This is a genomic window from Lentzea sp. NPDC036955 (assembly GCF_055608005.1).
Genome location: NZ_JBVJRC010000008.1, coordinates 272,897 through 297,047, shown reverse-complemented (window position 1 = coordinate 297,047; position 24,151 = coordinate 272,897). Strand labels below are relative to the sequence as shown.

The window sequence follows — 24,151 nt, the reverse complement described above, 5'->3', positions numbered from 1 at the left end:
GGAATGACGATGACCACGCAGACCTCGGAGAAGAACAGCACGGCGCTCGCCCCGGCCGGCAAGCTCTCCAGTGACCGGGGCTCGACCACCATCTCGGAAGTGGTGGTGCAGAAGGTCGCGGGCCTCGCGGCGCGGGAGATCAAGGGCGTGCACGCGCTCGGCGGCGGTGCCACGCGGGCGTTGAGCGCGCTGCGCGAGCGGATCCCGGGTGCCACGGCCAGCGCCGGCCAGGGCGTGTCCGTCGAGGTCGGCGAGCGGCAGGCCGCCGTGGACCTGGAGCTCGTCGTCGACTACGGCGTGCCGATCGCGGACCTCGCGAAGTCGGTGCGCGGCAACGTGATCGCCGCGATCGAGCAGATCACCGGCCTCGACGTGGTCGAGGTCAACATCAACGTCAACGACGTGCACATGCCGGCCGAGGACGACGGCACGGAGCCCGAGACCGGCACCGGCCGGGTCCAGTGAGCCAGGCCCGCCGCCTCTCCGTCGGGGGCGGGGCGGCGGGTTTCCCTTCGTGGCAAAGGAGAATGGCCGTGAGCACGACCGCACTGGGACTGCTGACGGGGCTGGCTCTGGGCCTCGCGGCGGCGTTCGGCGGCTTCAGCGCCTTCCTGCTCGTGCTGGTGTTCGGCGCGCTCGGCCTGGTCGCCGGCCGCGTGGCCGAGGGCAAGCTCGACCTGGCGCAGCTGCTCGGCAGGGACAGGGACTGAGCCGATGACGACCACGCTCGCCGCGCCGCAGCGCGGCCTCACGACGGTGGCCGAGCGCGCGGTCGGCCGGATCGCGACCCGTGCCGCGCACGAGGTGACCGGTGTCGCCGGTGCCACCGCCAGCGCGCACGTGACCGGTGGGGTGGCCGCGCTCGACGTGCGGCTCGACCTGCACTACCCCGCACCGGTGCCGGCGACGACCGCTGCCGTCCGCGCGCACCTGGTCGAACGGGTCGGGCTGCTCACCGGTCTGGCGGTGTCCGTCGTGGACGTGTCGGTAGCGGTGCTGCGAACGGCGGCCGAGGTGAGCGGGAGGGTGCGATGACCCGCCGGTCACGCCGGTCGCTGCCGGCGGTCCTGGTCGCGCTGGTGCTGCTCGCCGCGTGCGTGCTGGTCGCCGTGTGCGCGGTCCAGCTCGCGCTGGGCGAACCACCGCTCGTGTCCTACCCGGCCGTGGCCGAGTACCTGAACGGGACGCGGTGGGACGCGCGGGAGGTGCTGGTCGCGGCTGCCGTGGCGGCCGTGGCCGGGTTGCTGCTGGTGCTGGCGGCGGTCGTGCCGGGACGGTCGCGGACGGCGCCGCTGGACGAGCGCACGTCGGTGTCGCGCCGGGGCCTGCGCAACGCGGTGCGGGCCGCCGCGCGGGTGGACGGCGTCGAGTCGGCGGCCGTCACGGTGGGGCGCAGCCGGGTGAAGGCCTCCGTGCACACCCGGCGCACCAACACCGAGGGCCTCGCCGACGTCGTGCGCGAGTCGGTGCGGCGCCGGCTGGCGGAGATCGAGCTCGCCCGCACACCGCGGGTCGTGGTGCGGGTCAAGGCTTCCAGGGGTGCGTCGTGAACCGTGTGCTGCTCTTCCTGTGCGGCCTGGTGCTGCTGGCCGCAGGCGGTGCCGCGGGTGCCGCGCACTTCGGCCGCTTCCCCGGTCTGTCCGCGCAGGCGCCGCTGGTACCGGGCACGCAGCTGCCGCCGCCGTGGGTGCTCGTGGTGGTCGCCGCGGTGGCCGTCGTCCTCGGGTTGCTGTGCGCGCGGTGGCTGGTGGCGCAGGTGCCCCGCACGCTGGCGACGACGTGGCGCTGGTCCGGTGACGACGGGTCGACGCGGATGTCGACCGGGGTCGCGGTGGCGCCGCTGGCCGAGGAGATCAGCGGCTACCCCGGTGTGCGCAAGGTGGAGGCCGCGTTGACCGGTCCGCACACCGCGCCCCGGCTCGCCCTGGTGGTGCGCGCGCACGCCGACGCGGACCTGCGGGAGATCCGGCGCCGCATCGACTCCGAGGGCGTGCCGCGGCTGCGGGAGGCGCTGGAGTCGCCCGGTCTCACCGCGACCGTCGAGTTCCGCCTGGCCGGCTCGTCCGCCGCGGCGGCGCGGGTGTCCTGATCAGACCTGGTCGGCCAGCCGTTCGACGTCCGTGGTCTTCCCGGCGACGATGAGCACGTCGCCGGGCTGGACCACGGTCTCGGCGGTGGCGTAGGTGAAGCCCTCCCCTGCCCGTTTGACGCCGATGACGGTGACGTCGTACTTGGCCCGCAGCTTGCTCCTGCCCAGCGCCTGGCCGACCACGTCCTGCGGCGGCCGCAGCTTGACCATGGCGTAGTCGTCCTCGAACTCGATGAAGTCGAGCATCCGCCCGGTGACCATGTGCGCCACCCGCTCCCCCATCTCGTGCTCGGGCAGCACGACGTGGTGGACGCCGATCCGTTCGAGGATGCGGCGGTGCTCGTGGCTGATCGCCTTCGCCCAGATCGTGGGGATGCCGAAGTCCACGAGGACGGCGGCGGTGAGGATGCTGGCTTCGAGGTTCGTGCCGATGCCCACGACCGCGCGCCCGAACTCGTCGACCCCGAGCTGCCTCATGACCTCGGCGTCGGTGCTGTCGGCGACGACGGCGTGGGTGAGGTTGTCGGCGTGCCGCTGGATCAGCGCGGCGTCCGAGTCGACCGCCATGACCTCGACGCCCTGCGAGACGAGCTCGAGCGCGAGCGAGCTGCCGAACCGCCCCAGCCCGATCACGACGACGCGGGATGTCCTATCCGACAATGGGTCGCTCCTCGGGTAGCTCGTAGCGCCGCCGGCGTTCGCGCAACGCGAGCGCCGACACCAGTGTGATCGACCCGACCCGCCCGGCGAACATCAGCACGATGATCACCAGCTGCGCCACGGGCGGCAGCTCGGCCGTGATCCCGGTCGACATGCCCACCCCGCCGAACGCCGACGACGTCTCGAACAGCACGTCGTCGAGCCGGAACGAGGTGGTGGCGAGCAGGACCAGCGTCGCCGTGATCACGACGCCCACGCCCAGCAGCGCGACCGTGACGGCCTGGCGCTGGACCTCCGCGCTGATCCTGCGGCCCATGACGTGCACGCTCGGCTCGGCCCGCACCTCGGCCAGCAGCACGAACGCGAGCAGCGCGAACGTGGTGACCTTGATGCCACCCGTCGTGCCCGCGCTGCCGCCGCCGATGAACATCAGCACGTCGTGCACCAGCATCGTGGCCGGCTGCAGCTGGGCGATGTCGATGGTGTTGAACCCCGCGGTGCCCGGCATGGCGCCGTGGAACAGGCCGATGAGCAGCTTGTCGGCGACGCCGTAGGGCCCGAGCGTGCCGGCCCTGCCCCACTCGACGAGCAGGACCACCGCCGTGCCGGCCGCGATCAGTCCGAGGTAGACGGGAACGGTGATCTTGGTGTGCAGCGACCACCGGCGCCGCCGCCGGCCGCGCAGGACCTCGAAGAGCACCGGGAACCCGAGCCCGCCGGTGACGGCGACCGCCACGATCGTGAGGCAGATCCACGGGTCCGTCGCGAACCGCACGAGGTTGTCCGGGTAGAGCGCGAGCCCGACGCTGTTGAACGCCGACACCGAGTGGAACGCGCCCTCGTACGCGGCCCGCTGCGGCGACATGCCGTAGCCGAGCCAGAACCGCAGGCCGAGCACGACCGCGCCGATCGCCTCGACCACCAGGCTGATCGTGATCACACCCGCGATGACCCGGCGGACGTGGCCGAGGTTGAGCGTGTTCGTCTCGGTCTTCACCGTGAGCTGCATGTGCAGCCCCAGCCGGTGCGACACGAGCAACGCCAGCACCGAGGCCATGGTCATGATGCCGAAGCCGCCGACCTGGCACAGCACCAGCAGCGTGACCTCGCCGAACGTGGACCAGTGCGACTCCGTGTCGACCACGGCCAGGCCCGTGCCGGTGATGCCGGAGACCGCGGTGAACAGGGCGGTCAGCGGCGAGGTCGTGCGGCCGGGCTCGGCGGCGACGGGGAGCAGGAACAGGACCGTCCCGACGGCGGTGGCGGCCAGGAAGGCGAGGACGACGAGGCGGGCGGGGTGCCGCCAGCCGGACATGACCGGGCCGGAGATCACCGGGTCAGCCTAGGCGGTGTCCCGGGGGTGCGGATCACGAGCGTCCCGGGTGGGTCAGCCGTGCGCGTTCACGACGGGACCGAAGTGCTGCGCAGCGGGTTCGGGCAGTCGACGTACCGGCTCGCCGCCCCTTCCGCACGGGTCCACCGCAGCAGCAGGTTCGCCTTCGCCGGCACGACCGGGCTCTCCAGCAACGACACCAGCTGCGGTGGTGACCCGTGGGCGTCGGCGCAGGCGGCGAACACCGCGCGGGCCTCGGACCAGAGGTCGGCCCCGGGGTGGCGCGCGTGCACCGCCCCGGCGATCTCCACCAGGTGGTTGACGATCAGGCAGTACTGCAGCCGCTCCCACCCCTTCGCCTCGGACACGCCGCGGGCGCCGAGCACGTCACCGTCCACTGCGGACAGCAGCGCGGAGTGCGACGGCAGCAGGCGCATGCCCTCGTGGTCGCGGTAGAACGCCTGGACGGGCACGCCGGTCGCGTCCACGCCCACCAGGACGTTCTGCATGTGGCTCTCCATCACCACGCCGTGCGCGAAGAACGCGTGCAGCACCGGGGGCACGACCGCCTCGACGTACGCGCGGAACCAGGCGGCGGGGTCGGTCAGCGCGTCGAGCGGGTTGCCGGGGAAGCCCTCGGCGAGGCCCGCTGCCAGCAGCGGGGTGACGCCGGGGCGGGTGTGGCGGCGGATGCCGTCGCGGACGACCACGGCCAGGCCCTCGAAGTGCGCCGGGGACGTGCGGTAGCCGTGGTCCAGCAGGAAGGCCGTGCCGGGGTGGGTGGCGGCGATGTCGGCGAACACCGGTTTCAGCACGTCGGCCAGGGGTGGGATCCAGTGCAGGTCGTAGGTCCAGAGGCGGCGGACGTCGTTGGTGATCTGGATGTCGAGGCTGAACTTGTAGAACAGGTCGGCCGCCGGGTCGTACACCGTGCGGACGGAGGAGGTCGGCCAGACCGGTGGGCCGTCGGCCCCCGCGGGCAGGCCCAGCAGGGAGAGCTGCAGGGGGTGGGCCGGGAGGGTGCCGGGTGGCAGGTCCACCTCGCCGGCGTCCACGAAGTCGCCGGTCAGCACGGACAACCGGAACTCCGCGTGGGTCTCCGGTGCGTACGGCAGCCAGGCGGCGGCGGGGAGGGTGCCGCGGCTCTTCGGGGCCGGGTGGTAGCGGTGGCCGGCGACGAGGGCCTGTTCGGAGCGCTGGTAGAGGTCCGAGGGCGGGGTGCCGCGGGCGGCGAGGATCGCGGCGATCGCGGAGTGGGAGGCGGCGATCTCGTCGAGGAAGCCGACGGGGGCGCTGCCGAGCTCCTTCACGACCAGGGCGGCCAGCTCGTGCCAGGTGACGGGGTGCCAGGTGCCGGAGTGGAGCTCGGGGGACGACGGCCAGCGGCCGGTCCGCGCGCGGAGCACGGCGCCGGTGTGCGGGAGGCGGAGGACGAGGTGGTCCGCGGTGGTGGTCACCTCGGCGACCTCGCGGCGCAGGCAGTTCAGCAACGCGGTCGCGGTGATGCCGTCGGGGTCGGAGTTCGCTTCCACCTGTGTTCCCTCTGGCGATGTGTCAGGATCACGTCATTCTCACGCAGACGCAGGTCGAGGCGGAATTCGCCGCCGCTCTGGACGGTGAGCGGGCCGAGCGGTTCCTCACCGGGCTGCCGGGTGCGCGGGAGGCGGTGCTCGCCCGGCTCCTGCGGGCGGTCGCGGTCGAGCCGGTGCCGCCGGTCGAGCGGCTCACCGGGCACCCCGCCGACGTCGTGCGGCAGTGGCCGGGCAGTGAGCGGCTCGCCGGGGAGGTCGCGCACAGCGTGGCGGGGCTGGCGTTGGCGCGGACGGCGAAACCGCTGGCCACGCCGTTCCTGCGGCGGTCGCTGGAGGAGCACGAGCAGAGCGTCGTGGACGGGCACCCGCTGCACCCGTGCTGCCGCAACCGGACCGGGTTCACCGCCGCGGACCACCTCGCGTACGGGCCGGAGCACCGGCCCGTCGTGGCGTTGCGGCTGCACCCGGCCGAGGACCACGTGGTGTTCGGGGACTGGCCGGACGAGCTGCGGGACGGCCGGGCGGTCCTGCTGCCGGTGCACCCGTGGCAGGCCGGGCGTAAGGAAGTTCACTCGATCGGAACGCTCGACGCGCACCCGTTGATGGCCCTGCGGACGTTGTCGGCGGGCGACTGGCACGTGAAGACGACGCTGAGCGCGCAGCTCACCTCGGCCGTGCGGGACATCTCGGCGGGCTCGATCGTCACCGCGACCGAGGTGTCGGAGTTCCTGGAGCGCACGGTCGAGGGCATCGAGCTGCAGCGCAACCGGGCCGCCGCGGCGGTGCTGGTGGACGGGCAACCCGACCGCGAGCTCGGCGTCATCCTGCGGGACCGGCCGGTGGTGCACGGGGATGAGACGTTGCTGCCGCTTGCCGCGCTCACGGCCCGCCCGGTCGACGGCGGACAGCCGCCGATCCGCGGGCTCGGCGACCCGGTCGAGTGGCTCGCGGAGTTCGCCGCGCTGGCGGTGCCGCCGCTCATGACGTTGCTGGCCAGGGGTGTGGCGCTGGAGGCGCACGAGCAGAACCTGCTGGTCGGGCTCGTGGACGGGCGACCGCGGCGGCTGGTCTACCGCGACCTCGCGGACATCCGGGTCAGCCCCAGGCCGGAGCTGCCGCACCGGCTGCACGCCGACCGGGAGGCGCTGCGCGCCAAGACGTTCGCCACGTTCTTCGCCACCGCGCTGACCGGGCTCGTCGGTGCGCTGGAGGCACCGGCGGACGAGCTCTGGCGGGTCGTCGCGGACGCCGTACCGGACACGCCGGACCGGCACGCGTTGCTGCACGACCCGATTCCCGCGAAACCGCTCACGCTGATGCGGCTCGACCCAGCGACGAAGGAGTGGGCGCACCTGCCCAACCCGTTCAGGCGCTGACGAGCAGCGTCTCCCGGTGTTGCCACGCGAGCGCCAGCAGGGCCGCACCCGCCGCCTGCGTCGGTTCGTCGTGGACGAACCGCTCGACGTTCTCGGCGGTGAAGCCGAGACCGGCCAGCACGCGGCCCTCGTCGTTGTGCGCCACCAGGTCCCCGAACAGCTCGTCGAACAGCGCCGCGTCGAACACCGCGACCGTGAGCACGTCCGTCGCGAACGTCAACGGGTCCACGCCCGTTCCGAGGTACCAGACGCGCACCTCGGCCAGCCGCCGCGCGAACGGCCAGCCGTCGTAGTCGACCGGACCCGCGTACTCCTCGGGGGCGCCGAGCAGCTCCTCGGCGAACTCGCGGACCATGCAGCGCCACAACGAGAAGTCGTTCACCGGGTCGGTGGCGGCCTGGAACACCCCGACCGGCAGCACCTGGTACAGCCCGCCCGCGTGCCCGACCTTGCGCGGGTCCCGCCAGTGCAGGAAGAACGTCGCCGCGCCGGTGGCCCGGTCGTGCCGGATGGTCAGCGTGCTGATCGCGACGTTCACCGGCCGCCGGGACGGGTCGCACGGGTCGCCGACCGCGGCGCGCAACAGCATCGCGTCGGCGTGCCCGAGCTCGCGCGCCGCGTACTCGTGCGCGCACGCCTCGCCCACGTCGATGCCGTCGAAGTACGACCCGATGCCGAACGTGAGGTGCCGGCCGGTGAAGCCGAGCAGCCGGTAGGTCGGCCGGTTCTCGAACACCGCGGGCGCCACCAGTGCCGCCATCGCCTCGGAGTAGCTGCGGAAACCCTCCGGCAGCCCGTCGGCCGTGAGCCGGAACTCGTTGGCCTGCTTGAGCTCCAGCGTGAGATCGTGCAGCGGCACCGGTTGCGCCGGCGTCCAGTGGGCGGCGGTGAGCAGCGGGGTCCCGGCCACCTTCGGCACGTCCGGGTACTCCGCGGCGGCCTTGACCGCGAGGGCGTGCCGGTGTTCGAGCAGGTGGGCGCGGACCGCGAGCCACTGTGCAGGCATGGGCGTGATGGTGTCACGGACGGGGTGGTTCGGTGGAACGGTTGACAGGCGGAGGGATCAACGACGTCTATCGCGTCGGTCAGACGGTGCGCCGCCCGGTCGGCCCGTGGTCGCCGCGCGTGCACGGGCTGCTGCGGCACCTGCGTGAGCGCGGTTTCACCGGCGCGCCGGACTTCCACGGCATCGACGAGGAGGGCCGCGAGGTCCTCACGTTCTTCCCGGGCGAGGTCTGCAACTACCCGCTCTCCCCCGCCGCGCGGTCGGAGGAGGCACTCGTCAGCGCCGCACGGCTGCTGCGGTCCTACCACGACGCCACGGCCGGCTACGACCACCGCACCGGCTGGATGATGCCCGTGCGAGAGCCTGCGGAAGTGGTCTGCCACGGCGACTTCGCGCCCTACAACTGCGTGCTGGACGGCACGACGGCGGTCGCGCTGATCGACTTCGACACCGCGCACCCGGCGCCGCGGCTGTGGGACGTGGCGTACGCGGTGTACCGGTGGGCGCCGCTCACCCACCCGGACAACCACGACGGGTTCGGCACCGCTGCGCGGCAGGCGGCCAGGGCGGCGAGGTTCTGCGACGCCTACGGGCTGGCGGACCGCTCGGGGCTGGTGGCCGCGGTCGCCGAACGGCTCACCGCGCTCGTCGAGCTCATGCACGCGCGGGCGGACGCGGGTGACCGGGCGTTCGCGCGCCACATCGCCGACGGTCACGACCGGTTGTACCTGCGCGACGCCGAGTACGTGCGTACGACGATGCCGGGCATGATCACGGGATGACCGTGTCGACGTCCTGGGACCGCATCGAGGACTGGTGCCGCGCCAACGGTGTCGCGCACGTGCTGAGGCCGCCCGCGACCGCCGCCGCCATCGCGGCCGCCGAGGAGGAGGTCGGGCACCGGTTCCCCGCGGACCTGGTGGAGTCGTGGCTGCGGCACGACGGCACGTCCATGCGGCCGGCGAGCTTCCTGGTGCCGCGGCGGTGGATACCGCTGCCGCTGGACTGGGCGGTCGAGGACTGGCGGCGGCGGACCGGCGAGCTCGCCCGGCGCCAGGCCGACGAGATCGACGACTTCTCCGGCGAGGACGACGAGGACTGGTCCGAGGTCGAGGAGGGCGAGGAGGACCTGTTCTGGGGGTGGAACCCGGCGTGGCTGCCGACCGCGCTCGACGACACCGGCTGCGCCCTCGTCGTGGAGCTGCGGCCGGGTGACCGGTGCGGTGCGGTCGGGCAGCTGGACCCGCAGTCGATCCCGGCGTTCGACGGCGTCAACACGTACCCGTCGACCGCGGCGCTGCTGGAGCACACCGCGGCCGCGCTGCCCGGCGCGAGGGTCGAGAACGGCGGGATCTTCTGGCACTAGCCACTCGGGCGGCCCGGGACCGACCGGTCCTTTGTGGAGCGAGCCCTACTCGACCGCGCAGGTGCTGCCGTTGAGCGTGAACGCGGCCGGTTCCGGGTTGGCGGCGCGGACGCTGCCGTTGAAACCGAACGACACCGTGCCGCCGGGTGCGATCGCGGCGGTGTAGTCCTCGTTCATCGCGCGAACGGAACCGGTGCCGCGCAACAGCTTCGCCCGCCACATCCGGGTCACGGCCTGGCCGTTGCCGAACGTCCAGCCCACCGTCCAGCCGTTGACCGGGGACGTGCCGGTGTTGCGCAGCGTCACGTCGGCGGTGAACCCGCCCTGCCACTCCGCTGTGACCACGTAGCCGACCGAGCACGGCGGGCGCGGTGGTGTCGTGGTGCGGACGGGAGCCGGCGTGGTCGTCACCGGTGTGGGTGCCACCGCCTTGGTCGACCAGGGTGCGTCCATCCCGTCGCACGGCGGACCCCACAGGCCGCGATCCGCCTGTGCCGCCGCCATTTCCGCGTCGGTGTACCGGCCGCCGTCCGCGTCCTGGGCGCGCAGCACGCCCTCGCGCACGGCGAGCAGCGCGTAGTCGGTGCCGTCCTCCAGGGTCAGGCTGGCCTCGCCCGGCGTGATGCTCTTGACCAGCACCGGGCGGGCCAGCAGCGTGGTGCGCGCGAACGCCAGCGCCCGCGGCGCCCAGCACCCGGCGGGCGGTGCCAGCAGGGCGATGCGGAGCCGGGTGCCGTCGGCCAGCTCGACCGTGACCGGGTCCGGCACCGCGCGCACGAGCTGCGGGACGTCCTCCGGCAGCGGCACGTCGGTGACCGGCGACGTCGGCGTGGGGCGGCTGGGGTTCGGCGGCGGGGTCGGCTCGGCGCTGCAGGCAGTCAGCAGCAGCACCGCGAGCAGGACGGCCGGCAGGGGTCTTCTCATCGGGAGGTGGCGGTCCGGTGCTGGTCGGGGAACGGGGTGCGGAGCGGGTGCGCGCCTCATCTTCGCGAGGCGGGGCAACGCCGTCCAGCAACGAACCGATCACGGAGCGCCGATCGCGAGCGGTCGGTGTTCGCGTTCACATTCACCTTTCGCCGCAGGGACGCGCGAGCCCCGCCGAGCAGTGTCACGCCAAGATGATCAATCGTTCAACTACTTGTGAGCGATCACATGGAATGCCATGCTGTCGCCCGGTTCGCAGACCGCGCCCGCGTCGGGAAAAGGCCTCTCATGGCACCACAGCACGCCACCGTCCACGAACTGCTGGGACTCCGGGTGAACGGGGTGAACCTGAAGATCGCCACCACCCACCGCACCGGCCGGCTCGCCCCGGTGGTGTTCCTGCACGGGTTCGGCGGCACCAAAGAGGACTACGCGGACGTGGTGCTGCGCCCGGCGTTTCACGACCGGCCGGTCCTCGCCTTCGACGCACCCGGTTGCGGCGCCTCGGAATGCGCCGACCTCGCCGCCGTCGACCTGCCGTTCCTCGCCGACACCACCCGTGCGGTCGCGGACCGGCTGGGTCTGGGCCGGTTCCACCTCGTCGGCCACTCGATGGGCGGCGTGGCCGGTCTGCTGTTCGCCCACCGCCAGCCCGGCCGGGTGCTGAGCTTCGTCAACATGCACGGCAACCTGACGCCGCAGGACTGCTTCCTCAGCCGGCCGGCGACCACCGGGCACCGCGGCGACTTCCTCGCCGCGTTCGCCGACGACGTCCGCCGCACGCCGCACTACGCCGGCGCCCTGTACGCCGCGAGCCTGCCGCACAAGGTCCGCCGCGCCGCCGCGCACGGCCTCCTCTCGTCCATGGTGGAGCTGTCCGACCGGGGTGAGCTGCTGACGCGGTTCCTGTCGCTGCCGTGCCCGAAGATGTTCCTGTACGGCGAGGAGCACGCGGCACTGCCGTACCTGCCGAAGCTCGACGCGAACGGCGTGCAGCTCGCCGAGATCCCGCACAGCGGCCACCTGCCCGTGTACTCCAACCCGGTCGCGATGTGGCGGCACATCGCCGAGTTCCACCAGCGCGTGGAATCGGGACGGGACGTCCGTTCGCACGCCTAGTGCCTGTGTCGAGGTCCCGTTCGATGAGAGTCGCGCCTGAGGTGGTTCCTGGCGGTGCGGGCGGACAGCCCGCATACCGGTGTTGTATGTGGGCTGTCCGCCCGTGCCCCCAGGGGCCGCCTCAGGCCCGGCTGTCGCGAACATGGACTTCGACACAGGCCCTGGGCAGGAACCGTCGTGCGGGGGCGTTGTGCGCCACGGCTGCTCCCGTCGGGCGAACGAATTGCCGAACCCGCCCCGGACAGGTCCATCGGCGTGCTATGCACATCGGATGGGGGGAGTCGAGTTCCGGCTGCTCGGGACCGTGACGGCCGGGAGAGGGGACCAGGTCGTCGAGCTCGGGCACGGCCGAAGGCGGTGTGTGCTGGCCGCGTTGCTCGTGGACGCGAACCAGGTGGTGTCGGCGGACCAGCTGCTGGACCGGGCGTGGGGTGACGCCGTGCCGCGGCAGGGGCGCGACACGTTGTACGCGTACCTGTCCCGGCTGCGGCGGGCGTGCCGCGGGCTGGAGGTGGAGATCACCCGGCGCTGCGGCGGGTACGTGCTCGCCGTGGACCCGGAGAACGTCGACCTGCACCGGTTCCACCGGTTGCTGGCGCGGGGGCGGGCCGAGCCGGACCCGGCCGCCCGGCTGGCGGCGTTCGACCGGGCGCTGGGGTTGTGGCGGGGTGCGGCGTTCGCGGGGCTGAGCACGCCGTGGCTCGACGACGTGCGGGAAGGCCTGGCAGCGCACCGGTTCTGCGCCGAGCTGGACCGGATCGACCTGCGGCTGGAGCTGGGACTGCACGGCGAGCTGGTGACCGGGCTGGCCGCGGCGGTGCGCGAGCGCCCGCTGGACGAGCGGCTGACCGGGCAGTTCATGCTGGCGCTGTACCGGTCGGGGCGGCAGGCGGAGGCGCTCGCGGCTTACCAGGGGCTGCGCGACCGGCTGGCCGAGGCACTCGGTGTCGATCCCGGGCCCGAGGTGCGGCGGCTGCACACGGCGTTGCTGCGGCAGGCGCCCGAGGTGGCGGCACCGGTGGAAGTGGCGGCACGGGCCCGAGCGGTGGCACCAGCCGGAGAGGCGGCACCAGCCGAGGCTGTGGCACCGGACCAAGCGACGGCACCGGCCACGACCGCAGCGTCAGCCGACACGGCGGCACCCGCCGAAGCTGTGGCACCGCCCCGAACGACACCCGCCGAGGCGCGGCCACCGGCACAGGTGCCCCGCGGTGTCCCGCACTTCGTCGGGCGCGCGGAGGCGTTGCGGGAGCTCGGTCCCGGGCTGTCGGTCGTCGTGGGCACCGGCGGTGTGGGGAAGTCCGCGCTCGTCGTGCACTGGGCGCACCGGCACGGCGGCGACTTCCCCGACGGGCAGCTGTACGTGGACCTGCACGGCTACGGCACCGCGGAGCCGATGGCCCCGTCCACCGCGCTGGAGGGGTTTCTGCGGGCGCTCGGGGTGGAGCGGATCCCGCCCGGCGTGGACGAGCGGGCCGCGCTGTACCGGTCGGCGCTGGCCGGGCGGCGGATGGTGGTGCTGCTGGACAACGCGCGGTCGGCCGAGCAGGTGCGGCCGCTGCTGCCGGGGCGGCCCGGTTGCGCGGTGCTCGTGACCAGCAGGGACGACCTCGCGGGACTGGTGGCCCGCGACGGCGCGCGCCGGATCACGGTGGGGCGGCTCGGTGCGGCCGAGTCGCTGGAGCTGTTGCGGCGGGTGCTCGGGGCGGAGCGGGTGGCCGCGGAGCTGCCGGCGGCGACCGAGCTGGTGCGGCGGTGTGCGGGGCTGCCGCTGGCGTTGCGGGTGGCCGCGGAACGGGCGGCCGGGCTCGCGGACCTGGTGGCGGAGCTGGCGGACCCCGGTGCGCTGGACGTGCCCGGCGACCCGGCCTCGGCGGTGCGCAGCGTGTTCTCGTGGTCCTACCGGGCGTTGCCGGAGCCTGCGGCGCGGCTGTTCCGGCTGCTCGGGTGGCACCCCGGCCCCGACCACGGTGCCGCAGCGGCCGCCGCGCTGGCCGGGGTGGACCTGCCCGCCGCGCACCGGTTGCTGGACGTGCTCAGGACCGCGCACCTGGTCGAGCAGACCGCGCCGGACCGGTTCGCGATGCACGACCTGCTGCGGCTCTACGCCCGGCAGCTCGGCGCGGACCCGGCGGCGGTGCGGCGGCTGGCCGGCTGGTACCTAGGCACCGCCCGTGCCGCCGCCGAGCTGGTGCACCCGGCGGTGCCGCACCTGCCGTGGCCGCCGGTGCGCTCGCCGTTCACCGGCCGCGCCGAGGCGCTGGCGTGGCTGGACACCGAGCGGCACAACCTCCTCGCGCTGGTCCGCACCGGGAGCGGGCCGCTGGTGTGGGAGCTCGCGGACGCGCTGCACGGCTACTTCTCCGTGCGGGAGCACCACGACGACCTGCTCGACACGGCGACCGCGGGGCTGCGGGCGTCCGTTGTGGACGGTGACCTGCGCGCGCAGGCCGTGCTGCACCTCGCGGTCGCGACGGCCCGGCTCGGACTGGGCGAGCGCGCGCTCGCCGAGGAGCACTTCGAGCAGGCCCGCCGGCTCGGTGAACGGACCGGCTGGGACGAGGTGCGGGCCACCGCGCTCGGTCACCTCGGCACCCTGCACCGCCACCGCGGCCGGTTGCGCGCCGCCGCCATCTGCCACGCGAGCGCACTGGCCGTGGTCCGCTCGCTCGGCGCGGAGGTGCCCGAGGCCGGGGTGCTCTGCGACCTCGGCGAGGTCTACTACGAGATGGGTCACCTGCGTCTCGCCGAACGCCACTGCCAGCGCGCGGTGGACCTGCACCGCGCACACGGCTCGCGGATCGGCGAGGCCACCGGGCTCTGCCTGCTCGCCCGGATCGCCTTCGAGCTGGGCGACCTCCCCCGTTCACTCCGGCTCTGCACCGACGTGCTGCGCCTGGACCTCGGCGCACGCGGCCTGGAGGCGGCGGCATTCGCGCAGCTCGCGCTCGCCGACTGCGCTCTGGGCGCGCACGACCGGGCGGAGGTGCACGCGGAGCAGGCGCTCGACCTGGCCCGCGAGACCGGCTGCCTGGCCGCGGAGGCCGACGCCCACAACGCGCTGGGACTCGTCGACCGCCGGTGGAACCGGTTCGCCCAGGCCGCTGAACGCCACCGCCACGCACTCGACCTCGCGCGCGCCGACGGTCGCCGGCGCGGCGAGGTCGAGTCCCTGGTCGAGCTGAGCGCCGCGGTGGTGGCGCTCGGCTGCCCCGACCCCGGTCTCGCCGCGCAGGCGGTCGCGCTGGCGGCCGAGGCCGGTTTCCGGGTCCTGCACGGGCGCGCGCTCACGGCACTGGCCCAGGCCTGGTCCGCGTGCGGCGCCGTCGACGCGGCGGTGGCCAGCGGCGAGGAGGCCCTGGGAATCCACCTCGGCACCGGCCACCGCCTCGGTCACGCCGCCACCGCGGCGTTGCTGGCCCGGCTCACCCGCGGCTGACCGGGGTCAGCACGCCTCCAGGCTGCCGCGCGACCCGTTGGGGTTCAGGTCGAGCAGCGAGTCGCTGACCCAGCCCTGCACCCCGGTCGTGGTGTCCCGCAGGTACGTCCACGTGGTGTAGGTGATGCCGTTCCTGGTCACCGCGTCGCCGACGGCGTAGCAGTGGTAGTCGACGTTGTGGGAGAGCTGGCCCTGGCCGTCGGACGTGCACGAGGTGTGCGGGCCGCGGCGGATGTTGACGTTGCTGCCGTCGAACAGCTGGCCGGAGCGCGCGTCCTTGTTGCTGTGCGCGTGCCCGGAGCAGGCCATGATGCCGACGCCGGACTGGTCGGTGTCCGCCGCGCCCGTGGTGACCGGCAGCGGCTTCTCGTCAGCGGCGTTCGCCGTCCCCACCAGCGCGAACGACGTCGTGGCCGCGAACAGCGCGACCGCGGCGACTGAAGTGATCTTCACGTTCGTCCCCCCTCAGGGTCGAAGGTTGCTTGCGCCGCACAGCCTGCTCGGCGGGCCGTGCCCAAAACCTTGCGCAAAACCTTGACCCCGGTTCAGCCCGACTGGTCCGTTCGGCCGATCAGCGGCGACCGTTGATCGGAGCCGAACGACCTGTCGGCGCAGCCGCCGTCCCCACTTCATGATCACCCGGCAAGAGTTTGACGGGTGGCCAAGACCTACAGTTACGCCGACGCCGTCCGGCTCCTCGGCACGAAGGAGAGCGCGCTCGTCGACGCGCTCGACCGGCTGGTGGGCCTGGCCCTGCTGGGCGGGGTCGCGGGCGGGGTGACCGAGCTGCTGGGCTGGTTCGACGCGAAGACCGACTTCGTCCGGTTGAGCAGGGAACTGCTGGTCAAGGCCGGTGCGCGGCGCTCGGGCCTGAGCCGGCACAGCCAGACGGAACGGCTGCACGCCGCCCACACCGTGATCGTCGTGGTGGCGTTGTTCGAGGCGTTCGAGCAGGTCGAGCTGCCGTTCCGGTTCGCGGAGCTGGGCCTGCACAAGGACGAGCAGCACACGCTCGTCGGGCTCAGCAGCGTCTTCGACGGCGACGGCGTGCTCCCGAGCGCGAGCCGGCCCTTCGCCCAGAACCTGCGGACGATCGAGGACCAGTACCGGCGCGCGTGCCGCGACCTGCTGAAGCTGCTGGAGGGCACGGCGGTCTGGGCGCGGCTGACGGGTGAGCAGCGCGTCCGGGTCACCCGGCTGCTGTCCGATCTGCACCTGACCGCACTGCAGCGGTACCAGGAGCTGGTCCGCAAGCTCGGCGCCGAGTACCCGGAGCTGGCGTTCTGGTTGCACGCCGACCACGACGCGCACGTCTCCGCCGGCCTCGCCCGGCTGGAGGAGGCGCTGGTCCGCACCAGGGTCGGTGCCGCGCCCGACGACCGCCGCACGGCGCTGGCCGCCCGCTACCGGGCGGTGCTGGACCGGCCGATCATCGACCCCGGCCAGGTGCCGACCGGTCTGGAGATCCCGCTGACCCGCACCGCCTACATCGACCCCGACTACCAGGTCGTCGCCATGACCGAGGACGCCCACCCGGCCGAGTCCGGCTGGTGGCGCGACCAGCCGCCGCGCTCCGACCTCTACCGGTACCTGGTCGGCCACCTGACCTCGCCGAAGGCCGTGACCCACCCGCTGGTGGTGCTGGGCGACCCCGGTTCTGGCAAGTCGCTGCTGACGAAGGTGCTCGCCGCGCGGCTGCCCGCCGCGGACTTCCTGACCGTGCGGGTGGAGCTGCGGGCCACGGCGGCGGAGGCGGACCTGCGCCGGCAGATCGACCAGGGCCTGGGCCTCGCGCTGCACGAGGACGTGAGCTTCACGGCCATGGCGCGCGCGGCCGGTGACGCACTGCCCGTGGTGCTGCTCGACGGGTTCGACGAGCTGCTGCAGGCGACCGGCGTGACGCAGACCGACTTCCTGGACCGGGTGCAGACCTTCCAGCGGGACTGCGCCGACGCGGGACGGCCGGTCGCGTTCGTCGTGACCAGCCGGATCAGCGTCGCGGGCGGCATGCGGATCCCGCTCGACACCGACGTGCTGCGGCTGGTCCCGTTCAGCGACGCCAACGTCGAGGCGTGGCTGGAGGTGTGGAACGGCTCCAACGCCGGCTACTTCGCCGCGAACGGGCTGGTCCCGTTGCCCGCCAAGGCCGTGCTCGACCACCACGACCTCGCCGAGCAGCCGCTCCTGCTGCTGATGCTCGCGTTGTACGACGCCGTCGGCAACGCTCTGCAGCGGCACCGGGACAGCCTCGGCAAGGTCGACCTGTACGAGGAGCTGCTGCGCCGCTTCGCCCGCCGCGAGGTGGACAAGGGCCACGACACCGCCGCCCCCGACGAGGACCCGGTGGAGGTGGAGCTGGAGAAGCTGTCCGTGGTGGCGTTCGCGATGTTCCAGCGCGGCACCAAGTGGGTGGCGGGCAACGCGATCGACGAGGACATGACGGCGTTGCTGCACCCCGGTGTGCCGCAGCCCAGGCACGGCATCCGCCGGCCGCTGAGCGAGGGCGACCGGGTGGTCGGGCGGTTCTTCTTCGTGCAGTGCGCGATGGCGATCCGCGACGAGCACCGCCTGCACACCTACGAGTTCCTGCACGCGACGTTCGGCGAGTTCCTGGTCGCGCGGTTCACCTGGACGGTGCTGAACGACCTGCGCGAGCGCGAGTCGGCCGGGCGGCGGATCACCGGTGCCCAGCCCGACGACAGCATGCTGTGGGCGCTGCTGTCGTTCGCGCCGCTGACCTCCAGCAACCCGGTGATCGAGTTCCTGGTGGAGATGGCCGGTGCCGCCCGCTACCGCGAGGAGCTGAAAGCACTGGTGCAGCGGCTGTTCTCGCTCTCGCGGATGCGCAGGCCGCGGTCGCTGGAGTCCTACCTGCCGGTGCCGCGGCAGGAACCGGCGCGGTACGCCATCTACAGCCTGAACCTGGTGCTGCTGCACGTCGTGCTCGCGCGGGTGTGCGGGTCGCGCGAGCTCGGCGTGCGGAACTGGTCGAAGCTCGCGGGGCTGTGGAAGGCGGAGCTGACCGACGCGGAGTGGCGCACCCTGATCGAGTCGGTCTACGTGCGGTGGGACGACCCGCTGCACGTGACGCTGGCGATCGGCACGGCGCTGCCGACCTCGGTCGAGCTGGACGGCCTGGCGCGGCGGGTGTCGCTGCGCGAGGCGGCGCTCGACGCCCGGTTCACCGGCGACCCGGCGGCCAACGAGTTCAAGCACGCCTTCGAGGCGCTGCCGGACGTGCGGTTCGACGTCGACTACGCGCGGGCGCTGGTGCAGCTGGCCGCCTCACCGGTGGCGCCGGGCGAGCGGGCGTGGCACTACCTGTGCTGGGCCGACCGCTTCCCCGACCTGGTGCTCGACTGCCTGCGCCGCGACCTCACCGTGAGCGCGGAGACGCTGGGCAGGCTCGCCAAGACCGGGTTGAGCGCGAGCAGCGGGTTCGTGGCGCAGCTGTGGGACCGGGTCGGCCGCGGCGGGCCCGACGACGAGCTGCTGGGGGTGTTCGACGAGGTGCGGTCCGCGGTGACGCCGGGCAGCTACGAGGTGCCGATGCTGGACGCGCTGCTGCGGCTGCACGAGGGCGGGCGGGAGGACTGCGCGCCGCGGCTGCGCGAGCTGTTCGGCTCGGTGGACTTCGCGGCGGTCGGGCAGGTGCGGCCGGACCTGGTGTACCGGGCGGGCACGGTCGCGAACGAGCTGGGCCTGTTCGGCTGAGCGGGCGCGCCACGACGACCGGGCCGCCCCGTCGTCCGGCCCGGTCCGGGTGCGGGGTGCTCAGGCCCGCCAGCGCCGGGAGGCGTGGACCACGTCGCCGACCGCGCGGGCGAGACTGCCGTCGGCGTCGACGTGGGGCTCGTACCCGGCCTGCGGAAGCGGCCTGGCCGGCTCCCTCGGGACCTCATACGGGTCGCTGTCCTCCCACCGCAGCCTGCGCGCCGTCTTCACGAACGCGACCGCCGCGGCCAGCAGCAGCACGCCGGTCGCGACCGGCCACAGGACCTTCTCCGCGAGGGCGATGGCGAACTGGACCTGGGCCACCACCACGAACACGACGGTCAGCCCGACCACGGACCACGGGGCCGAATGTCCCTCGTGTCTGCGCTTGGCGGCACCGGTTGCCCCCATTGGCGTCACCTCCACCGATGTCGACTCGAACATCGGCGATTGATCGCACGGAGTTACAGCGCCCAGCGTACTCCCCAGGTCGTTTGGTTGCGCACAGTCATCACCCGCGGTGCCGCTCACCAGGCACGGACGGCTGGGCCGGTGCGCGCGTGAATCACCCACTGGTGTGATCATCGGCGTATGACCGCACAGCACTGCGGCGACCCCGCCGCGTTCGCCGCGGACGTCCTCGACGAGGGTCCGCCCGAGCACGAGCACGACCCCGGTGTCGCCTCCCGCCGTCCCACCAAGACCGGTGCCGGCGGTGCGCTGGTCCGCGACTCCACCGGACGCGTGCTGTTCGTGGTGCCCACCTACAAGTCCGTGCTGGACATCCCGGGTGGCATGACCGAGGACGACGAGTCGCCGAAGGCCGCCGCGCGCAGGGAGGTCCGCGAGGAGCTCGGCGTCGACCTCCCGCTCGGGCGGCTGCTCGTCGTGGACTGGACACCGCGCAACGGCGTGTGGCGCGACTGCCACCAGTTCGTCTTCGACGGCGGGGTGCTCGACGGTGCCGTCGCGCACGACCCCGAGCTGGAGTCCGTGGTGTACCTGGGACTCGACGAGGCCAGGCCGCGGATCTACCCCTCTTTGCACCGGCGGCTGACCCTCGCCCTCGCCGCGCTGGAAAGCGGTTCCACGCGGTACGCCGAGTTCGGCAGGGAGGTCTGAGGTGCGGATCGTCTCGCTGCTGCCCGCCGCGACCGACATCGTCGCCGAGCTGGGCCTCGCCGGACACCTCGTCGGGCGCACCCACGAGTGCGACTGGCCGCCGTCGGTCGCGGACGTCCCGGTGGTCACGAGCACCGCGGTCGACCAGGACGCGGTGAGCAGCCGGGAGATCTCCGCGACCGTGCACCGCGGTTCGTCGGTCTTCGGCCTGGACGTGGAGCTGCTGCACGACCTCAAGCCCGACGTCGTCCTCACTCAGGACCTGTGCGACGTGTGCGCGGTCTCCTACGAGAGCGTGTCCGCGGCCGTGCGGCTGATGGACGCCGGCCCGGTGGTGCTGAGCCTCGAACCCTCCACCCTGGACGAGGTCCTCGGTTGCCTGAAGACCGTCGGCGACGTGCTCGGAGTGGACAGCGCCGAGCGGATCGACCGCCTGCGCGTCCGGATCGACCACGTCGAACGGCTGACCGCGGGCCTGTCCCGCCCGCGCGTGGCCGCGATCGAGTGGCTGGACCCGGTGTGGCCCGCCGGGCACTGGGTGCCGGAGCAGATCACCAAGGCAGGCGGTGTCCCGCTGCTCGCCGCTCCCGGTGAGCACACTGGGCCGACCACGTGGGAGGCCGTGCACGCGGCGCGGCCGGACGTCGTGCTGCTCGTCCCGTGCGGCTTCCCGATCGGGCGAACGCTGACCGAGCTGCCCGACCAGGTGTTCCCCGAGACGTGGGTGCTGGACGGTCCCTCGTACTTCAACCGCCCCGGCCCGCGGGTCGTGCGCGGCATCGAGGTGCTGGCGCGGGTGCTGCACGGCGTCGGCCCGGCCCTGGAGCCCGGTGAGGCGACCAGGGCCTGTGTCGAGGTCCAGGTTCGCGACAGCCGGGCCTGAGGCGGCCCCTGGGGGCACGGGCCCTAGGCTCGCCCCGTGGACCTGAGCGCATTCCCCCGCGTGGCACTGGGCGGCTGGCCGACCCCGCTGGAGGACGCCCCGCGCCTGACCGCCGCACTGGGCGGCCCGCAGGTCCTGCTCAAGCGCGACGACGTCAACGGCCTGGGCGCCGGCGGCAACAAGCTCCGCAAGCTCGAGTTCCTCCTCGGCGCGGCCCTGGAGCAGGGCGCGGACACCGTCATCACGTTCGGCGCGCTGCAGACCAACCACGGCCGCCAGACCGCCGCGGCCTGCGCCAAGCTCGGCCTGCGGTGCGAGCTCGTGCTCACCGCCAAGGTCCCGATGACCGGCCCCGCCTACGAGCGGTCCGGCAACGTCGTCCTCGACCACATGTTCGGCGCGAACGTCCACATCTGCGCCACGGCCGAGGAGACCGCCGAGACCTACGACCGCGTCAACCACCCCGGCGCCGTCACCCTCCCCGTCGGCGGCTCGAACGCCCTCGGCACCCTCGGCTACGTCGCCGCCGCCACCGAGCTCGTCACCCAGCTGACCGCCCGCGGCATCGACGACGCCTGCGTCGTCGTCCCCCAGGGCTCCGGCGCCACCGCCGCGGGCATCGCGCTGGGCACCGAACTGCTCGGCTGGCCCGGCACCGTCCACGCCGCCAGCGTGTCCCACAGCGCGGCCGACGCCACCTCCGAGCTCCACCAGCTCGCCACCGGCGCCGCCGCCCTGCTCGGCCACCCCGCCCCACGACTCGGCCACGTCACCGTCACCGACGACACGATCGGCCCCGGCTACGGCGTGCCGACCGACGAGGTGTGGGCCGCGCTGAAGCTGTTCGCGTCCACCGAAGGGGTGGTCCTGGACCCGGTGTACACGGGCAAGGCCGCGGTGGCGTTCGAGCGCCTCGTCCCGGCGCTCGCGAAGCCCGTCGTGTTCCTCCACACGGGTGGTCTGCCCGGTTTCTACGGCTACGCCCCGGAAGCCGTCGCCCAGTTCTGACCGGCGCTGCGCATAAACGTGTCCTATCGGTGCGTTTCGCGTGCGTTCTTGACATCACGACCGGTCGGATGTTGACCATTTTTTGTCCATGACTCCCGGCTGGACGACCAGGCATAATCGCGACCATGCGTGACCGCGTTTCACTGCCTTCAATTTTTCACCCGCTCGGCGCAGCCACATTCAACCCACGTGCACTGGAATAGGCTGACCTGCTGTTATTTCGCCGACCACCACCGGTGAAAGTGCGGTAACGAGGCAGTGGGCCGGTCCGATCGAAATACCGCGACCTGTCCGTCCACCATTCCACCAGCGTCAGTGGGTGAATTGACTCATGCGTCTCTCAGTGCTCGCCTGCACAACGGCCGCGGCGTTGCTGTTGCCGTTGACGGCGGGCGCGGCAAGGCACCAGCAACAACAACCGGAACCCGTGATCACCCCCGCGCACATCGTGGTGCTGGTCGACGAGTCGAGCAGCATCAGCGCGCAGGACGTGGAAAGGGAACGCGAAGCCGCCGCGCTCATCGCGCTCGGCGAGGTCGCACCGTCCAGCTCCATCGCCGTCGTCGGCTTCGGCAGCGACAACGGTGCCCAGTCCCCCGTCGACGTGGTGTGCCCGCCGAGCACCGTCGCCACCGCCCAGGACCGCCAGCGGCTCAGCGACTGCGTGCGGAACCTGCGCAGCCGGGCCGCGGGCCAGGGCGACGGCACCGACCACGCGGCGGCGCTGCAGCAAGCCCTCAACTACCTGCGGGGTGACGAGGAGGGCCCGAAGCTGATCTTCATCCTCACCGACGGCGAGCTGAACGTGAGCGACAGCCCCCGGTACGGCACGGACAACGTCGGCAACCAGCGCAACCTGGAGGCCTCCCGGCAGATCGGCGAGTCGCTCAAGGAGGCGGCCGCCAGGAAGGTCCAGGTCTGGCCGCTCGGCTTCGGCAAGGTCGACCGCGCGCAGCTCGACCGGTTCGCGGCGGAGTCCTTCCAGGGCAGGTGCGGGGCCAGGTCGCCGACGCCGTCGGCCACCGTCGTCACCAGCAGCGCGGACGTCGCCCAGGCGTTGCTCAAGGCCTTCCAGGCAGCGCGGTGCGTCGGTGCAAGCGAGATCCAGCGCACCCCGCTCAGCAGCGGCGGCACCGCGGAGGCCAAGGTCACCATCCCGGTGATCGCGACCGACGGGTCGATCCTGGTGACCAAGCACGACTCCCGCGTCTCGGTGTCCTACGTGGACCCGCAGAACCGGACCGTGCCGAAGTCGGGTGAGCAGGACGGGTCCACGTTCCAGGTGAGCGGCGAGAACGGCGTCGTGGAGGCGCTGCGGATCGTGAACCCGCTGCCGGGACCGTGGACCGTGAAGATCACCTCCGCTCCGGGGGTGCCCGCGCTCGACGTCAGCACCGTCGTCATGTACCAGGGTGCGGTGCGGTCGAGCATGACCGTGAACCCGCCGTCGCCGCGGCCCGGCGAGGAGGTCACGGTCGCGCTGAGCCTGCAGACCAGGAACCGCTCGATCACCGACCCGGCCGCACTCGCGGACCTCTCGTTCACCGCCGACGTGACGGGCGACGGCTTCACGACGCCGATCGTGCTCAACGACGACGCGCAGAACGGGGACAGCCGCGGCCAGGACGGCATCTACACCGGCAGGACCACGATCCCCGACCAGGCGAAGGGGTCGGTGAAGTTCAGCGGCACGGTGGCCGGCATCGGCGTCAGCAGCGACACCAGGACCGTCGAGGCGGCGATCGTCAGCGGTCCCCCGGTGTTCACCGCCACCGGCACGTTCGGCAACTCGGACCGGAAGGTCGCGCCCGGCGGGTCGATGAAGGGGTCCGTCACCATCACCAACAACTCCGGTCGTGCGCGCAAGGCCAGAATTCTGGTGGCGGACCCCGCTCCCGGCACGCTCGCGACCATCCCCGGCGAGCAGACCGTCGTGGAGCTGCCGCCGTCGGGCACCAGCACGTTCGAGTTCGACCTGACCTTCGCAGCCGACACCGTCGAGGGCGCCAACGCGGTGACGCTGCGGGTGGTCGACGACGAGCAGCCCGCGTCCGTGATCTACGAGTGGCAGCTGACCGCGACCGTCGCGACGCCGCCGCCGTTGACGGAGATCGCGATCGCCGTCGGGGTCGCCGCGGTCGCGACGACGGCGCTGGTGCTGTTCATCATGTGGCGCCGTCGCAGGGACGTCCGCGGACTCGTCGTCCACCTCTTCGAGGGACACCGGTCGCGCGGTGACCTCGCGGCACCGGAGCAGCCGTCGGCGCGGTTCCGCTTCCACCTCGGGGAGGCCGGCGCGGGGGTGCCGCAGCTCGCCCACTCCGCCGGCGGTGACGACAGCTACGTGCTGCACCGCAGCGGAGGGCGGCTGACGCTGCACACGCCGTACGGGGAGACCAGGCGGTTCACCGTCGGCGACCGCGTCGACGTGAGCCCCGCGCTCTCCCTCCAGGTGCTCGACGAGCACGCGTCCGCCGACTTCCCCGGTGACCAGCAGGACCCGTACGCGACCACCCAGCCCGCCGACGACCGGTCCGCCGGCGGCAACCACCACCTGCTCTAGCAGCGGGCAGCGGAAGG

22 protein-coding genes are annotated in these 24,151 nt (G+C 73.1%); 15 read left to right on the top strand and 7 right to left on the bottom strand.

Annotated elements, in window-relative coordinates; genetic code table 11:
- The first annotated feature begins 3 nt into the window (after nt 1-3).
- The 5 genes from ACZ7CF_RS28160 to ACZ7CF_RS28140 all read left to right on the top strand — a co-directional run bounded on the left by ACZ7CF_RS28160 (nt 4) and on the right by ACZ7CF_RS28140 (nt 2,089).
- Complete coding sequence (locus ACZ7CF_RS28160; protein WP_458431090.1) at nt 4-465, top strand: Asp23/Gls24 family envelope stress response protein; 462 nt, start codon at nt 4-6, stop codon at nt 463-465.
- 68 nt (nt 466-533) lie between these two features.
- Nucleotides 534-710 carry a hypothetical protein gene (locus ACZ7CF_RS28155; protein WP_093600157.1) on the top strand — a complete coding sequence of 59 codons (177 nt, stop codon included), beginning with the start codon at nt 534-536 and terminating at the stop codon, nt 708-710.
- Nucleotides 711-714: 4 nt separating this feature from the next.
- On the top strand, nt 715-1,035 hold the full coding sequence (locus ACZ7CF_RS28150; protein WP_470370972.1) for an Asp23/Gls24 family envelope stress response protein: 321 nt from the start codon (nt 715-717) through the stop codon (nt 1,033-1,035).
- On the top strand, nt 1,032-1,550 hold the full coding sequence (locus ACZ7CF_RS28145) for a DUF6286 domain-containing protein (RefSeq protein WP_360391936.1): 519 nt from the start codon (nt 1,032-1,034) through the stop codon (nt 1,548-1,550). Before ACZ7CF_RS28150 ends, ACZ7CF_RS28145 begins: the two co-directional genes overlap by 4 nt.
- The gene (locus ACZ7CF_RS28140) at nt 1,547-2,089 is read left to right on the top strand and encodes an alkaline shock response membrane anchor protein AmaP (protein WP_470370971.1); all 543 of its coding nucleotides are present in this window, start codon (nt 1,547-1,549) and stop codon (nt 2,087-2,089) included. The genes ACZ7CF_RS28145 and ACZ7CF_RS28140 overlap by 4 nt, the downstream gene beginning before the upstream one ends.
- Here ACZ7CF_RS28140 and ACZ7CF_RS28135 read toward each other — a convergent pair whose 3' ends face one another.
- From ACZ7CF_RS28135 to ACZ7CF_RS28125, 3 genes are all read right to left on the bottom strand, one after another.
- A complete protein-coding gene (locus ACZ7CF_RS28135; protein ID WP_360391942.1) occupies nt 2,090-2,749 on the bottom strand; it encodes a potassium channel family protein in 660 nt (219 codons plus the stop codon).
- Nucleotides 2,739-4,082 (bottom strand): TrkH family potassium uptake protein, encoded by a 1,344-nt coding sequence (locus tag ACZ7CF_RS28130; RefSeq protein ID WP_360391945.1) that lies wholly within the window; start codon nt 4,080-4,082, stop codon nt 2,739-2,741. The genes ACZ7CF_RS28135 and ACZ7CF_RS28130 overlap by 11 nt, the downstream gene beginning before the upstream one ends.
- Nucleotides 4,083-4,150: 68 nt before the next feature.
- The gene (locus ACZ7CF_RS28125; RefSeq protein WP_470370970.1) at nt 4,151-5,614 is read right to left on the bottom strand and encodes an IucA/IucC family protein; all 1,464 of its coding nucleotides are present in this window, start codon (nt 5,612-5,614) and stop codon (nt 4,151-4,153) included.
- A gap of 17 nt (nt 5,615-5,631) precedes the next feature.
- On the opposite strand from ACZ7CF_RS28125, the gene ACZ7CF_RS28120 reads away from it, so the two are divergent.
- Nucleotides 5,632-6,990 (top strand): IucA/IucC family protein, encoded by a 1,359-nt coding sequence (locus tag ACZ7CF_RS28120; RefSeq protein ID WP_458431083.1) that lies wholly within the window; start codon nt 5,632-5,634, stop codon nt 6,988-6,990.
- Here ACZ7CF_RS28120 and ACZ7CF_RS28115 read toward each other — a convergent pair.
- Nucleotides 6,980-7,996 carry a hypothetical protein gene (locus ACZ7CF_RS28115; RefSeq protein ID WP_470370969.1) on the bottom strand — a complete coding sequence of 339 codons (1,017 nt, stop codon included), beginning with the start codon at nt 7,994-7,996 and terminating at the stop codon, nt 6,980-6,982. The genes ACZ7CF_RS28120 and ACZ7CF_RS28115 overlap by 11 nt on opposite strands.
- A gap of 32 nt (nt 7,997-8,028) precedes the next feature.
- Between ACZ7CF_RS28115 and ACZ7CF_RS28110 the strand changes: the two genes are divergently transcribed.
- Both ACZ7CF_RS28110 and ACZ7CF_RS28105 read left to right on the top strand, forming a co-directional pair.
- Complete coding sequence (locus ACZ7CF_RS28110) at nt 8,029-8,778, top strand: phosphotransferase (protein ID WP_458431080.1); 750 nt, start codon at nt 8,029-8,031, stop codon at nt 8,776-8,778.
- Nucleotides 8,775-9,362 carry an SMI1/KNR4 family protein gene (locus ACZ7CF_RS28105; protein WP_470370968.1) on the top strand — a complete coding sequence of 196 codons (588 nt, stop codon included), beginning with the start codon at nt 8,775-8,777 and terminating at the stop codon, nt 9,360-9,362. The genes ACZ7CF_RS28110 and ACZ7CF_RS28105 overlap by 4 nt, the downstream gene beginning before the upstream one ends.
- Nucleotides 9,363-9,407: 45 nt before the next feature.
- Here the strand turns inward: ACZ7CF_RS28105 and ACZ7CF_RS28100 are convergent, their stop codons facing one another.
- Nucleotides 9,408-10,286, bottom strand: coding sequence for a cellulose binding domain-containing protein (locus ACZ7CF_RS28100; protein ID WP_470370967.1), 879 nt, complete (start codon nt 10,284-10,286; stop codon nt 9,408-9,410).
- A 288-nt stretch (nt 10,287-10,574) separates the two neighbouring features.
- Here ACZ7CF_RS28100 and ACZ7CF_RS28095 point away from each other — a divergent pair, with 288 nt between their 5' ends.
- Together ACZ7CF_RS28095 and ACZ7CF_RS28090 are read left to right on the top strand one after the other, a co-directional pair.
- Nucleotides 10,575-11,405, top strand: coding sequence for an alpha/beta fold hydrolase (locus ACZ7CF_RS28095; protein ID WP_360391969.1), 831 nt, complete (start codon nt 10,575-10,577; stop codon nt 11,403-11,405).
- 271 nt (nt 11,406-11,676) lie between these two features.
- The gene (locus ACZ7CF_RS28090) at nt 11,677-14,844 is read left to right on the top strand and encodes an AfsR/SARP family transcriptional regulator (protein WP_470370966.1); all 3,168 of its coding nucleotides are present in this window, start codon (nt 11,677-11,679) and stop codon (nt 14,842-14,844) included.
- A 6-nt stretch (nt 14,845-14,850) separates the two neighbouring features.
- Here ACZ7CF_RS28090 and ACZ7CF_RS28085 read toward each other — a convergent pair whose 3' ends face one another.
- Nucleotides 14,851-15,297, bottom strand: a complete 447-nt coding sequence (locus ACZ7CF_RS28085) for a hypothetical protein (protein WP_360391973.1) — start codon at nt 15,295-15,297, stop codon at nt 14,851-14,853.
- 204 nt (nt 15,298-15,501) lie between these two features.
- Between ACZ7CF_RS28085 and ACZ7CF_RS28080 the strand changes: the two genes are divergently transcribed.
- Nucleotides 15,502-18,558, top strand: a complete 3,057-nt coding sequence (locus ACZ7CF_RS28080) for an NACHT domain-containing protein (RefSeq protein WP_360391975.1) — start codon at nt 15,502-15,504, stop codon at nt 18,556-18,558.
- A gap of 60 nt (nt 18,559-18,618) precedes the next feature.
- Here ACZ7CF_RS28080 and ACZ7CF_RS28075 read toward each other — a convergent pair whose 3' ends face one another.
- Nucleotides 18,619-18,969 (bottom strand): hypothetical protein, encoded by a 351-nt coding sequence (locus tag ACZ7CF_RS28075; protein WP_360391978.1) that lies wholly within the window; start codon nt 18,967-18,969, stop codon nt 18,619-18,621.
- Nucleotides 18,970-19,149: 180 nt separating this feature from the next.
- Here ACZ7CF_RS28075 and ACZ7CF_RS28070 point away from each other — a divergent pair, with 180 nt between their 5' ends.
- The 4 genes from ACZ7CF_RS28070 (at nt 19,150) to ACZ7CF_RS28055 (ending at nt 24,134) form a co-directional block, all read left to right on the top strand.
- On the top strand, nt 19,150-19,680 hold the full coding sequence (locus ACZ7CF_RS28070; RefSeq protein ID WP_470370965.1) for an NUDIX domain-containing protein: 531 nt from the start codon (nt 19,150-19,152) through the stop codon (nt 19,678-19,680).
- A gap of 1 nt (nt 19,681) precedes the next feature.
- Nucleotides 19,682-20,563, top strand: a complete 882-nt coding sequence (locus ACZ7CF_RS28065) for an ABC transporter substrate-binding protein (protein WP_470370964.1) — start codon at nt 19,682-19,684, stop codon at nt 20,561-20,563.
- A gap of 36 nt (nt 20,564-20,599) precedes the next feature.
- A complete protein-coding gene (locus tag ACZ7CF_RS28060; RefSeq protein ID WP_470370963.1) occupies nt 20,600-21,571 on the top strand; it encodes a D-cysteine desulfhydrase family protein in 972 nt (323 codons plus the stop codon).
- 331 nt (nt 21,572-21,902) lie between these two features.
- Complete coding sequence (locus ACZ7CF_RS28055) at nt 21,903-24,134, top strand: VWA domain-containing protein (protein ID WP_470370962.1); 2,232 nt, start codon at nt 21,903-21,905, stop codon at nt 24,132-24,134.
- Nucleotides 24,135-24,151: the final 17 nt, after the last annotated feature.

Bases quoted from the DNA above. Each gene is read 5' to 3' on its own strand.
- ACZ7CF_RS28160 (WP_458431090.1), top strand. From the start codon at position 4: ATGACGATGACCACGCAGACCTCGGAGAAGAACAGCACGGCGCTCGCC.
- ACZ7CF_RS28150 (WP_470370972.1), top strand. From the start codon at position 715: ATGACGACCACGCTCGCCGCGCCGCAGCGCGGCCTCACGACGGTGGCC.
- ACZ7CF_RS28145 (WP_360391936.1), top strand. From the start codon at position 1,032: ATGACCCGCCGGTCACGCCGGTCGCTGCCGGCGGTCCTGGTCGCGCTG.
- ACZ7CF_RS28120 (WP_458431083.1), top strand. From the start codon at position 5,632: ATGTGTCAGGATCACGTCATTCTCACGCAGACGCAGGTCGAGGCGGAA.
- ACZ7CF_RS28115 (WP_470370969.1), bottom strand. From the start codon at position 7,996: ATGCCTGCACAGTGGCTCGCGGTCCGCGCCCACCTGCTCGAACACCGG.
- ACZ7CF_RS28105 (WP_470370968.1), top strand. From the start codon at position 8,775: ATGACCGTGTCGACGTCCTGGGACCGCATCGAGGACTGGTGCCGCGCC.
- ACZ7CF_RS28100 (WP_470370967.1), bottom strand. From the start codon at position 10,286: ATGAGAAGACCCCTGCCGGCCGTCCTGCTCGCGGTGCTGCTGCTGACT.
- ACZ7CF_RS28095 (WP_360391969.1), top strand. From the start codon at position 10,575: ATGGCACCACAGCACGCCACCGTCCACGAACTGCTGGGACTCCGGGTG.
- ACZ7CF_RS28090 (WP_470370966.1), top strand. From the start codon at position 11,677: ATGGGGGGAGTCGAGTTCCGGCTGCTCGGGACCGTGACGGCCGGGAGA.
- ACZ7CF_RS28075 (WP_360391978.1), bottom strand. From the start codon at position 18,969: ATGGGGGCAACCGGTGCCGCCAAGCGCAGACACGAGGGACATTCGGCC.
- ACZ7CF_RS28070 (WP_470370965.1), top strand. From the start codon at position 19,150: ATGACCGCACAGCACTGCGGCGACCCCGCCGCGTTCGCCGCGGACGTC.
- ACZ7CF_RS28055 (WP_470370962.1), top strand. From the start codon at position 21,903: ATGCGTCTCTCAGTGCTCGCCTGCACAACGGCCGCGGCGTTGCTGTTG.